At 59.7% G+C, this 12,525-nt stretch carries 10 protein-coding genes; 8 read left to right on the plus strand and 2 right to left on the minus strand.

What is annotated here, in order from left to right:
• The first annotated feature begins 35 nt into the window (after window positions 1-35).
• The 7 genes from infB (at window position 36) to QE408_RS09475 (ending at window position 9,558) form a co-directional block, all read left to right on the plus strand.
• Entirely contained in the window at window positions 36-2,771 is a 2,736-nt protein-coding gene (gene infB, locus QE408_RS09445; RefSeq protein ID WP_306930546.1) for a translation initiation factor IF-2, read from the plus strand.
• 180 nt (window positions 2,772-2,951) lie between these two features.
• Entirely contained in the window at window positions 2,952-3,368 is a 417-nt protein-coding gene (gene rbfA / locus QE408_RS09450) for a 30S ribosome-binding factor RbfA (protein ID WP_306930548.1), read from the plus strand.
• Between the two features lie 3 nt (window positions 3,369-3,371).
• Window positions 3,372-4,304 (plus strand): tRNA pseudouridine(55) synthase TruB, encoded by a 933-nt coding sequence (gene truB, locus QE408_RS09455; RefSeq protein ID WP_306930549.1) that lies wholly within the window; start codon window positions 3,372-3,374, stop codon window positions 4,302-4,304.
• Between the two features lie 312 nt (window positions 4,305-4,616).
• The gene (locus QE408_RS09460; protein WP_373465531.1) at window positions 4,617-5,507 is read left to right on the plus strand and encodes a LysR substrate-binding domain-containing protein; all 891 of its coding nucleotides are present in this window, start codon (window positions 4,617-4,619) and stop codon (window positions 5,505-5,507) included.
• Between the two features lie 197 nt (window positions 5,508-5,704).
• Window positions 5,705-5,974, plus strand: coding sequence for a 30S ribosomal protein S15 (gene rpsO, locus QE408_RS09465; protein ID WP_062427177.1), 270 nt, complete (start codon window positions 5,705-5,707; stop codon window positions 5,972-5,974).
• Window positions 5,975-6,220: 246 nt separating this feature from the next.
• Window positions 6,221-8,365, plus strand: a complete 2,145-nt coding sequence (gene pnp, locus QE408_RS09470; protein ID WP_306930556.1) for a polyribonucleotide nucleotidyltransferase — start codon at window positions 6,221-6,223, stop codon at window positions 8,363-8,365.
• Window positions 8,366-8,538: 173 nt separating this feature from the next.
• Window positions 8,539-9,558, plus strand: coding sequence for a class I SAM-dependent methyltransferase (locus QE408_RS09475; protein WP_306930558.1), 1,020 nt, complete (start codon window positions 8,539-8,541; stop codon window positions 9,556-9,558).
• A gap of 35 nt (window positions 9,559-9,593) precedes the next feature.
• On the opposite strand, the gene QE408_RS09480 is transcribed toward QE408_RS09475, so the two are convergent.
• On the minus strand, window positions 9,594-10,538 hold the full coding sequence (locus QE408_RS09480; protein WP_306930560.1) for an AEC family transporter: 945 nt from the start codon (window positions 10,536-10,538) through the stop codon (window positions 9,594-9,596).
• 338 nt (window positions 10,539-10,876) lie between these two features.
• Here QE408_RS09480 and QE408_RS09485 point away from each other — a divergent pair, with 338 nt between their 5' ends.
• Window positions 10,877-11,869: an adenosine kinase gene (locus QE408_RS09485; RefSeq protein ID WP_062599160.1), complete on the plus strand. Its 993-nt coding sequence runs from the start codon at window positions 10,877-10,879 to the stop codon at window positions 11,867-11,869.
• 59 nt (window positions 11,870-11,928) lie between these two features.
• Here the strand turns inward: QE408_RS09485 and QE408_RS09490 are convergent, their stop codons facing one another.
• Window positions 11,929-12,465, minus strand: a complete 537-nt coding sequence (locus tag QE408_RS09490; protein WP_062427172.1) for an SH3 domain-containing protein — start codon at window positions 12,463-12,465, stop codon at window positions 11,929-11,931.
• Between the last annotated feature and the right edge of the window lie 60 nt (window positions 12,466-12,525).

The following is a 12,525-nucleotide window of genomic DNA, read 5'->3' on the forward strand; positions in this document are numbered from 1 at the left end:
GTCATCCGGCTCTCGTCTGTAGGAACGGGAACGGAATGACCGATAACAACGACGACAAGACACTCAACGCACAACCCAAGAAGACTCTCACCCTCAAGCCGGGCGGGTTGAACCAGGGTACCGTGCGTCAGGACATGGGTCGTGGTCGCACCAACGCAGTCGTCGTGGAAACACGCAAGCGTCGCCCCATGCGTCCTGAAGACGAGAAGCAGGCTGGTGCACCAGCAGCCCCGGTTGCCCAGCAGCCGCGCCCAGCAGCGCCGGCCGCACCGGCTCAGCCGCGCCCACAGCCGGCTCAGCCAGCACCTCGCGTCCACCAGACCCACAACCAGCAGCGTCCGCAGCCATCGGCTCAGCCGCGCCAACAGGATCGTCCGCGCGGCAATGTGCTGCACGATCTCTCGGCCGGTGAAATGGAAGCGCGCCGCCGCGCTCTGATGGAAGCTCAGGCGCGTGATGTCGTCGAAGCCAAGCAGCGCGCCGAAGACGAAGCCCGCCGCAAGGTGGAAGAAGAACGCCGCATTGCCGCTGAGAAGGAAGAAGCAGCCCGTCGCGCCGCCGAAGAAGCGGCCGCTGCAAAGGCTGCTGAAAATGAAGCGCCTGCAAGAGCAGAACAGCCTGAAGCGCGTCCGGCAACGACCGCCGCACAGCAGCCTGTGCGCCGTGACGTTCGTCCGCAGTCCACGCGTCCGTCGCCGGCCGCAGCAGCACCTGCGCCTGCACCGGACATGCCCGGCCGTGGCGTTCCAGGCGCACGCCGCACCGAAAAGGATGACGAGGACGATCGTGGCGCACGCCGCACCGGCATGCCGATGCGTGGCAAGGCCTCGGTACCTGCACCCGCAAAGCCTGCTGCCCGCCTGAAGACGGAAGAAGAGCGTCGCCGCGGCAAGCTGACGGTGACCTCGAACCTTGACGAAGAAGGCGCACAGCGCGGCCGTTCGCTGGCTTCCATGCGCCGCCGTCAGGAAAAGTTCCGCCGCAGCCAGATGCAGGAAACCCGCGAGAAGATTTCCCGCGAAGTCATCCTGCCGGAGACCATCACCATTCAGGAACTGTCGCAGCGCATGTCAGAACGTGCGGTGGACGTCATCAAGTACCTGATGAAGGAAGGCCAGATGATGAAGCCGGGCGACGTCATCGACGCCGATCTGGCCGAACTGATTGCCGGCGAATTCGGCCACACCGTCAAGCGCGTGTCGGAATCCGATATTGAAGAAGGCATCTTCAATGTCGCCGACGTTGCTGGCGACATGGTTTCGCGTCCTCCGGTCGTCACCATCATGGGTCACGTCGACCACGGCAAGACCTCGCTGCTCGACGCCATCCGTCAGGCAAATGTGGTTGCTGGCGAAGCCGGTGGCATCACCCAGCACATCGGTGCCTATCAGGTTGAGCAGAACGGCCAGAAGATCACCTTTATCGACACCCCCGGCCACGCCGCCTTCACGGCCATGCGTGCCCGTGGCGCGCAGGCAACCGACATCGCCATCCTGGTGGTTGCGGCTGACGACAGCGTGATGCCGCAGACGATTGAATCGATCAACCACGCCAAGGCGGCCGGTGTGCCGATCATTGTGGCGATCAACAAGATCGACAAGCATGAGGCCAACCCTGAAAAGGTTCGCCAGCAGCTGCTTCAGCACGAAGTCTTCGTAGAATCCATGGGCGGTGAAGTCCTCGACGTGGAAGTCTCGGCCAAGAAGAAGCTCGGCCTCGACAAGCTGCTCGAAGCCATCCTGCTGCAGTCCGAAATTCTCGACCTGAAGGCGGACCCGACCCGTACGGCGGAAGGCACGGTTATCGAAGCCGAACTCGACCGTGGTCGTGGTGCGGTTGCGACCGTTCTCGTCCAGAAGGGTACGCTGAGGCCTGGCCAGATCATCGTTGCCGGTGATCAGTGGGGTCGTGTCCGTGCTCTCGTCAACGACAAGGGTGAACACGTCAAGGAAGCGGGTCCTGCCATGCCGGTCGAAATTCTCGGCCTGTCCGGCACGCCGTCTGCCGGTGACCGTTTCGCCGTCGTCGAAAGCGAAAGCCGCGCTCGCGAGATTTCCGAATATCGTCAGCGTCTTGCCCGTGACAAGGCCGTTGCTCGCCAGACCGGCCAGCGCGGTTCTCTCGAGCAGATGATGAGCCAGCTACAGACCTCCGGCATGAAGGAATTCCCGCTGGTCATCAAGGCCGACGTGCAGGGCTCCGTCGAAGCGATTATCGCATCGCTCGAAAAGCTCGGCACCGACGAAGTGCGCGCGCGCATCGTTCATTCGGGCGCTGGTGCCATCACGGAATCGGATGTGTCTCTCGCAGAAGCGTCCAACGCCGCGATCATCGGCTTTAACGTTCGTGCCAATGCCCAGGCGCGTACGGCCTCTGAGCGTGCCGGCATCGAGATCCGCTACTACAACATCATCTACGATCTGGTCGATGACGTGAAGGCAGCGATGTCCGGTCTTCTGTCGCCGGAACGTCGCGAGACCTTCCTCGGCAATGCCGAAATCCTCGAAGTCTTCAACATCACCAAGGTCGGCAAGGTCGCCGGTTGCCGTGTCGTCGAAGGCAAGGTGGAGCGTGGTGCAGGCGTTCGTCTGGTTCGCGACAACGTCGTCATCCACGAAGGCAAGCTCAAGACGCTCAAGCGCTTCAAGGACGAAGTCAGCGAAGTGCCGGTCGGTCAGGAATGCGGTATGGCCTTCGAGAACTACGAAGATATTCGCGCTGGCGACACGATCGAGTGCTTCCGCGTCGAGCATATTACCAGAACGCTTTAAGCGCTCTGCCTGACTATAGAACTTTAAGAGCGAGCGCTGGCTAACCGGCGCTCGCTGAATTTTAAGATACTCCGATAAGAGGGTCGCAAGCGGCCTTCAGCCGAGAGTGCTGGAACCGACGTTGGATAGCTGCGAAGCGATCCGGCTGTCTTCCTCCATTTTGCTGAGGCAAGAATAACAATGGCAAAAGCAACTTCATCAGCCCCCTCACAACGCATGCTGCGCGTCGGCGAGCAGGTTCGCGCGGCTTTGACGCAAATTCTCCAGCGCGGCGAAGTGCGTGACGATCTTCTGGAAAAGACCGTGATTTCCATTTCGGAAGTGCGCATGTCTCCCGATCTCAAGATCGCCACCGCCTACGTCACGCCACTTGGCGTTGCCGACCATACCGACAGCATCGATGCCTTGAACCGGCATGCGAAATTTATCCGCGGCAGGCTCGGACCGCAGCTGCGCCAGATGAAATACGTTCCGGAAGTCCGCTTCCGCGACGATACCAGCTTCGACAATTATCAGAAGATCGACGCCCTGCTGCGCTCTCCGGAAGTGCAGCGCGATCTTGGGTCTTCCAACGAAAAAGACGACGAACAGAACTGAAGAATGTCCAAACCACGCAAACCCAAGGGCCGCCCGGTTTCCGGCTGGCTCATCCTCGACAAGCCGTTCGATTTCGGCTCCACCGAGGCCGTCTCCAAGATCAAATGGCTTTTCAACGCGCAGAAGGCTGGCCACGCCGGTACGCTCGATCCCCTCGCCTCGGGCATGCTGCCGATCGCGCTGGGTGACGCCACAAAAACCGTCCCCTACGTCATGGACGGCCGCAAGATCTATGAGTTCACCGTCAGCTGGGGTGAAGAACGCACCACCGACGATATGGAGGGCGAGGTTCTCAACGCTTCGGACAATCGTCCGAGCGAGCAGGCCATCCGCGATCTTCTGCCGAAATATACCGGCACGATCCTCCAGACGCCACCGCAGTTCTCTGCCATCAAGATCGCTGGCGAGCGCGCCTATGATCTGGCACGCGAAGGCGAAGTCGTGGAAATCCCGGCCCGCGAGGTCGAGGTTCATCGCCTGACGCTTTTGGCCTGTCCGGATGAGAACACCGCGCATTTTGAAGTGGAATGCGGCAAAGGCACCTATGTCCGTGCGCTGGCGCGCGACATGGGCCGTGATCTCGGATGCTACGGCTTCATCTCCGAGCTCCGCCGCGCCATGGTCGCACCTTTCGCGGAAGACGCGATGGTGCCGCTGGAGAAGCTCACAGAGCTGGAAACCATCGAAGACCGCGACGAGCGCCTTGCTGCTCTCGATACCTATCTTATCGACACGTCCGAAGCGCTCTCCTCGCTGCCGCACCTCATCATCAATGATGACCAGGCGCACCGCCTGAAGATGGGCAACCCGATCCTGCTGCGTGGACGCGATGCGCCGACGCAGGAGTCGGAAGCCTATGCGACGGCGCGCGGCAAACTGGTTGCGATCGGTGAGATCGGCCAGGGCGAATTCCGTCCCAAGCGCGTCTTCGGCTGACACGCGGACTGGCGCCAGCCTCGTGTGGCGCGCTCACTCATCATGCTGGCGGCTGCCTCGGCCGTCGGCATTTTCACGCGGCTGGAGCGTGGCAAGCCGTAGCATATCCCGTAAAATCTCGATGATTTGTCGAAGCATCACGCATCCTTCACGGGTCCTTTCGATGACGGCGCCCATGTCTGTCGTTTCAATCTCTTGTCTCTGAAGCAGGTCGGTTGCCAGTCGGCCAAAGCTGTCGAGATCTATTGAAATGCGATTGCACCTTGCGTTCAAACGAGATTATCGTGCACTTCATATGACTTGAGGTTATGCATGAAACGCAGTCGTCTGCCCCTAACGGCGCTCAGAAGTTTCGAAGCTGCTGGACGGCTCATGAGCTTTACCAGGGCCGCGGATGAGCTCAGCATTTCGCAGGCTGCGATCAGTCGCCAGGTACGGGAGCTGGAAGCGCTGCTCGATCAGCCCCTTTTCGAGCGCGGACACCGGTCCATTCGGCTGACCGAAGACGGTGCGCGCCTGCTGAGCGTCGTGACCGCCTCCTTCGATGCCATGTCCGATTGCCTTGCGGATATTCAGGAGAGAGAAACCGGCGATGTGGTCAGCATCAATGCCGAGCCCTCCTTTGCCGCCTGCTTTCTCACCCCGCATCTTTCGGATTTTCAACGCGGCCATCCCGAGATCGATCTACGGGTGGAGTCGGAGTCCGGACTGGTGGAGTTTCGCCACAACGAGTCTGTCGTCGCCATTCGCCACAGCCTGACGAGGAGCGACTGGCCGAGGTCGGAAAGCCGCCACCTGATGGATGTGCATATGGCGCCCTATCTATCGCCGGAATTGCTGGAGGGTAAAGCAAGACTGGAACAGCCCGCCGACTTGCTGAACTTTCCTCTCCTCTATGAGGATAGCCGGGATATGTGGCGAAGCTGGTTCGAAATGGCCGGTGTTTTCTCTGCCTCTTATCCGCGTGGCCCAATCTACACCGACGAGGGCATGACGCTTCAGGCGGCACTCCGCGGGCAAGGCGTGGCTCTGTTGGAAGAGCGCTTTGCAAAGGAATATCTGTCCTCCGGTCGCTTGATCCGCCCCTTCCGGCAGACACTGCCCTTTGGCGCCTTCTTCATCGTCGCGCGCCGTTTCGAAGGCTTGCCACCGGCAACGCAACGCTTTCTCGACTGGCTTTCTGCAAGTTTCCGTCAAGAGTGATAGCGATACACGAGTTGGCGGTTCGTCCTTCCTTTCGCCCACCTTGGGGCGTGACTGTCCATCGCCTCTTTCCTTTAGCCGCCAATTGGTTTATAGGCAGCGCCAGCTAGGCATTGCCTTTGCTATTGAATGGCCATCGCTGGACGACATCCCGGCCTTTGGCGACCCGTTTTCCTTAAAATAGAAAGGATTTTACGATGTCGATCACTGCAGAGCGCAAAGCCGCCCTCATCAAGGAATATGCAACGAAGGAAGGCGACACCGGTTCGCCTGAAGTTCAGGTCGCAATCCTGACCGAGCGGATCAACAACCTGACCGAACACTTCAAGGGCCACAAGAAGGACAACCACTCTCGTCGTGGTCTCCTCACGCTGGTTTCCAGCCGCCGTTCGCTTCTCGACTACCTGAAGAAGAAGGACGAAGGCCGTTACTCGAAGCTGATCGGTACCTTGGGCATTCGCCGCTAACATCTTGACCGGCGGGTTCCTTTCAAGGCACTCGCCGGTTTTTTGATCCAGCAGGTGCTGGATCATGAAGACGGACCGGATGGGCCGGAACCGTCTGAACCAACCGAAGACCTGTCATGGGGCAGGATTGCAGGATGCTTGTGCCACCGTCCGTGGCACGCTTGATAAAGCCTCCCGCTGTCTTGCCCGTGATGTGTCGAAGCCGCTGCTTCAATGGTGGAGCCGCGGTGACAAGAAGGACAAGATATGTTCAATCAACATTCCGTGGAAATCGAATGGGCAGGCCGCCCGCTGAAGCTGGAGACGGGCAAGATTGCCCGCCAGGCTGACGGCGCCGTCATCGCAACCTACGGCGAAACCATGGTTCTTGCGACCGTTGTTTCGGCAAAGTCCCCGAAGCCGGGCCAGGACTTCTTCCCGCTGACGGTCAACTATCAGGAAAAGACCTACGCAGCCGGCAAGATCCCCGGTGGCTACTTCAAGCGCGAAGGCCGTCCGAGCGAAAACGAAACCCTCGTTTCCCGTCTGATCGACCGTCCGATCCGCCCGCTTTTCCCTGAAGGCTACAAGAACGACACCCAGGTCGTCGTCACCGTTATCCAGCACGATCTGGAAAACAACCCGGACATCCTGTCCATGATCGCGACCTCTGCGGCGCTGACGCTCTCTGGCGTTCCCTTCATGGGCCCCGTTGGCGGCGCGCGCGTCGGTTACATCAATGGCGAATATGTTCTGAACCCGCATCTCGACGAAATGGACGAGTCCGTTCTCGACCTCGTCGTCGCCGGCACCCACGACGCCGTCCTGATGGTCGAGTCGGAAGCCAAGGAACTGAACGAAGACGTCATGCTCGGCGCCGTCATGTTCGGCCACCGTGGCTTCCAGCCGGTCATCGACGCGATCATCAAGCTCGCTGAAGTGGCTGCCAAGGAACCCCGCGAATTCGAGCCGGAAGATTTCTCCGCTCTCGAAACCGAGATGCTTGGGCTTGCCGAAGCTGAACTGCGCGATGCCTATAAGATCACTGAAAAGGCTGCTCGTTACGCTGCCGTCGACGCTGTCAAGGCGAAGGTCAAGGCGCACTTTCTGCCGGAAGACGGTGAAGCCAAGTACACGGCCGAAGAAATCGGCGCGATCTTCAAGCACCTGCAGGCCAAGATCGTTCGTTGGAACATTCTCGACACCAAGAGCCGTATCGACGGTCGCGACCTTTCGACGGTTCGCCCGATCGTTTCGGAAGTTGGCCTGCTGCCGCGCACCCACGGTTCGGCACTCTTTACCCGCGGTGAAACGCAGGCGATCGTCGTTGCCACGCTCGGCACCGGCGAAGATGAGCAGTATGTCGACAGCCTGACGGGCATGTACAAGGAACGCTTCCTGCTGCACTACAACTTCCCGCCCTACTCGGTCGGTGAAACGGGCCGCATGGGTTCCCCGGGCCGTCGCGAAATCGGCCACGGCAAGCTCGCATGGCGCGCTATTCGCCCGATGCTTCCTTCTGCCGAGCAGTTCCCCTACACGCTGCGCGTCGTATCGGAAATCACCGAGTCCAACGGTTCGTCCTCCATGGCAACTGTCTGCGGCACGTCGCTTGCTCTGATGGATGCTGGCGTTCCATTGGCAAAGCCGGTTGCCGGTATCGCCATGGGCCTGATCCTCGAAGGCGACCGCTTTGCCGTTCTGTCGGACATCCTGGGTGATGAAGATCACCTCGGCGACATGGACTTCAAGGTTGCCGGTACGGCAGATGGCATCACCTCGCTGCAGATGGACATCAAGATCGCCGGTATCACCGAAGAGATCATGAAGGTCGCTCTTGACCAGGCACAGGGTGGCCGCAAGCACATCCTCAACGAGATGGCCAATGCCATCACCGAGAGCCGTGGTCAGCTTGGCGAATTCGCTCCGCGCATCGAAGTCATGAACATTCCGGTCGACAAGATCCGCGAAGTCATCGGCTCCGGCGGTAAGGTCATTCGTGAAATCGTCGAAAAGACCGGCGCGAAGATCAACATTGAAGATGACGGCACCGTCAAGATCGCTTCCTCTTCCGGCAAGGAAATCGAAGCGGCCCGCAAGTGGATTCACTCCATCGTGGCAGAGCCTGAAGTTGGCCAGATCTACGAAGGCACGGTCGTCAAGACCGCCGACTTCGGCGCATTCGTCAACTTCTTCGGCGCACGTGACGGCCTCGTTCACATCTCGCAGCTGGCTTCCGAGCGCGTTGCCAAGACCTCCGACGTCGTCAAGGAAGGCGACAAGGTCTGGGTCAAGCTGATGGGCTTTGACGAGCGTGGCAAGGTTCGCCTGTCGATGAAGATCGTTGACCAGGCGACCGGCAAGGAAATCGTTGCCGAGAAGAAGGCTGAAGGCGACGCTGCTGCCGAGTAAGGCGCAGGCGCTTGTTCCTATCGGGGCGCGGGATCTCTCCCGCGCCTTTTTTCTATTTTCAGAGCGGCTCCTGTTTGAAGAGAACGTGAAGCTGTTCCATTGTTGTTGAACGCATTGTCCCGACGCAAAGACGCTAGGCGCTTTTCCGGCACATGTTCTTGAGGATGCTCCCGATGAGCCGTGATGCAGTCAAAACCCTGTTCCATCCCTTCGCTGCCGATATGCTGCCAGCGCCGAAAGCCGGCGAGCGTGTGCTGTTCTTGGGCGCGGAAGCGGGTGCGCCTCGCCTGGAAGGCTTCGAGGCCGAGATCGTCGCGGTTCAGAACCTGCGTCCCCTTTTTCGCGCGCTGCAAGCGCATGGTTCTGAGGTGACACCGGAGATTTCCGGAGAGGACTACGACGCCGCCATGATCCTGTGTGGCAAGCACCGCGGCGAAAATGAAAACCGCATGGCGGAAGCCTTGAAGCGCGTCAACGCGGGCGGTCTGATCCTGGCGGCAGGCGCCAAGGAGGACGGCATCGTCACCCTGCGCAAGACGCTTGCCAAGCTTGGTATCGAAGCGGAATCCACCCCGAAATATCACGGCGTCGCCATCTGGTTTGCACGACCGGACGATGTTTCGGCTGTGGTCGCAAAGCTCGAGCAAAAGCCCGTCACCATCGACAACCGTTTCACGGCCATGCCCGGTATGTTCTCCCATGATCGCGTGGATGACGGCTCCGAATTGCTTGTCTCGCGCATGCCGACGGATTTCGATGGCAATGCTGCGGATTTCGGCGCCGGCTGGGGTTATCTCTCGGTCATGCTAGCGGAGAAGTCGCCGCGCACGGCGCGCATCGATCTTTTCGAGGCTGACTACAACGCGCTCGAATTTGCCAAGACCAACCTTCTGGAAAACTGCCCGCGGCTGACCGCCCGCTTCTTCTGGCAGGACCTTGCAGCCGAGCCGCCAAAGGAAAAATACGACCTGATCATCATGAACCCGCCCTTCCATGCGGGCGGACAGGCAGCCGAACCCGCGCTCGGCCAGGCGATGATCAAGGCGGCAGCCACCGCGCTGCGCAGCGGCGGCAAGCTGCTGATGGTCGCCAATCGCGGCCTTCCCTATGAACCGGTGCTGGCAAGCGAGTTCCGCAAGAGTGAGGAAGTCTGCCGCAACGCCCGCTTCAAGATTCTGAGCGCCCAGAAGTAATCATTGGTAAAAGAGGCTGTGGTTCAGCTGCAGCCTCAACTCAGCAACCACGCCCACAGCGATACACTCAAAACGCCGAAAAGCGTCGATATGCTGATGGTGGAGGCAGCGATGCTGTGTCCGATCCCGAATCGGTTGGCCAGCAGCCATGAATTGATGCCGGTTGGCACGCAGGATGTCAGCACCAGCGCGGATGTCCAGGCGGGGTTGAGGCCGAGCAGGTGCGCCGTCGCCCAAACGCAGGCCGGTAGGAGCAAGAGCTTGAATGCGGTGACGGTGGCTGCGATGTGCAGGTTTCCGCGCACCGGATATTTGGTCAGCGCCATTCCCAATGAAATCAAGGCTGCGGGTCCGGCCATAGCGGCAATCTGGTCGATGACCGTGGTGAAGACGACGGGCATCGGTGCGCCGATCATGTTGAAGCAGAGCCCTAGAATAAGCGCGATCACCAAGGGATTGGTCGCGAGATTGCGGCCCACCTGTCTTAATACAGTCAGGGTGCTTCTTCTTTCGCCGCCCACCACCTTATGTGTGGCATTTTCCATCAGGATCGTTCCGGCAATCATCATGATCGGAAGATGGATGGCCAGCAGAATGGAAATCGCCACGATCCCGTCATTGCCGACGGAGCGGCTGACGAGTGGCAGTCCGATAAAGATATTGTTGGCGAAGGCCGATGAGATACCGGCGATGACGCTGACGCGCAAATCCTGCTTGAAGATGTAGGTGGTCACCATCTGGCCCGCAGCCCAGGTGATCGCGACGCCGGTGAAATAGGTGATCCAGAGCTTGAATGGCGAAGCGCCGTGGAAATCAGCTTCCGCCAGCGTACGGAAGATCAGCGTCGGCACGGCAATCTTGAAAACGAAGTCGCTCAACACATCGCTCGCGTCGGCCTTGAACAGCCTCGCCTTCACCGTCAGCCAACCGATCAGAATGAGCAGAAAGATCGGGGCGACATTGACGGCGACAGCATACATGGAGACGGGCTTTCACGGCGTTCTGCGGAAGAACTACCCTGTATAGGAAAGGCCAATGGTCTCAAACCATTTTCTATGATGAGCCGGAACAGGAGCCGTCTCCAAAAACAGAAAAAGCGGGGATCGTCCCCGCTTCAGCCTGTGGTCCCCGTCAGTACATCCGTGCCGGGAACGACTGATGATCTAGCAGCGCTTCATGACAGGCAAATGACGCCAAAGACCAGTCTCCCGAAGGTGCAGGCAGGCGAAGTCGCCTTTTCTCTTTTCTTGTCGGCAGAAATCTTTAAGACCGAGTTCCGGATAACGCACCGGGTCGGTGCGGCTCGGACAAGAGGCTCATGACAAAATTCGACGTACTGACCGTTGGCAACGCCATCGTGGATATTATTTCGCGCTGCGATGACAGTTTCCTCATCGATAACGCCATTACCAAGGGCGCGATGAACCTGATCGATGCGGAGCGCGCGGAACTGCTCTACTCGCTCATGGGTCCGGCCCTGGAGGCGTCCGGCGGAAGTGCAGGCAATACGGCAGCGGGCATTGCCAATTTCGGTGCACCCGCAGCCTATTTTGGCAAGGTGGCCGAAGATCAGCTCGGCGAGATCTTCCAGCACGATATCCGCGCTCAGGGCGTCCATTTCGAGACCAAGCCGCGCGGCACCTTTCCGCCCACCGCCCGCTCTATGATCTTTGTCACCGAAGACGGTGAGCGTTCCATGAATACCTATCTCGGTGCTTGCGTCGAGCTTGGGCCGGAAGACGTCGAGCCGGAAGTCGTTGCCCAGTCGAAAGTCACCTATTTCGAGGGCTATCTCTGGGATCCGCCGCGCGCCAAGGATGCGATCCGCGATTGCGCCCGCATCGCCCACGAGAATGGTCGCGAGGTTTCCATGACGCTCTCCGACAGCTTCTGTGTCGGCCGTTACCGCGACGAGTTCCTCGATCTGATGCGCTCGGGCACTGTCGACATCGTCTTCGCCAACAAGCAGGAAGCGCTGTCGCTCTACGAAACCGAAGACTTCGATCTGGCGCTGACCAGGATCGCTCAGGACTGCAAGATCGCCGCCGTGACGATGAGCGAAGAAGGTGCAATGATCGTACGCGGCACGGAGCGGGTAAAGGTCGATGCCTATCCGGTTTTCGATGTCGTCGACACGACGGGTGCCGGCGATCTCTTCGCCTCCGGCTTCCTCTTCGGCTACACGCAGGGCCGTTCTCTGGAAGATAGCGGCAAGCTCGGTTGCCTTGCGGCCGCCGCCGTCATTCAGCAGATCGGACCGCGCCCAATGTCGTCGCTAAAGGCGCTGGCTGAGAAGCACGGTCTTCTATAGGATTGTTTCCGATTATCCCGTGCGTCCATCAAGGGCGCACGGTCTTTCATTCGTGTTGATTACTTGAAGGCTTCGCCGGGATAGGCGCCCCAGATTTCGCCCTGCGACACCCAGCCGCCCACCTGACCGGCTTCCGCCTTGCACCAGTCACCATTGCACTCGCCGATCCGGATCTGCACGCCAGGCTCGAGCTTCGCCACGACCGAAGCACTCGATTGTGGCTCGCGGCGCATATTGACAAACACTTCCTTGCCCTTGCCGCGCATCCACGGTGCTGCCACCGCAGTTCTTTCACCCGAAAGCAGCGCCTGGTTTACCCAGCCCTCGGTGCCGTCGGCATCGCGAATCCGGCGCCAGTTTTCATATTCCTGAATAATCTCCACCGGCATGCCGGATTTCATATACATCCAGGAGACGGCGTAATCGGTGCTTGGACCGATGCGCATATTGACGCGCTTGGATTTCAGGCTGACGAAGCGCGGCAGCGGCAGTCCGCTGGCACCCTTTGCGGCGCCCTGTGCGAAAGCCGGTGTAGCAGCGGCATGAAGAAAACCGAATGACAATGCAATGCAGAGGATGGAGACAAAGCTACGCATGTCGTTTGACCGTTTCCGTGAAACAAGAGAATGACGTTTAAGGGGCGCCCCAGTCCTGCC

This window comes from Agrobacterium larrymoorei (assembly GCF_030819275.1).
GTDB lineage: Bacteria > Pseudomonadota > Alphaproteobacteria > Rhizobiales > Rhizobiaceae > Agrobacterium > Agrobacterium larrymoorei_B.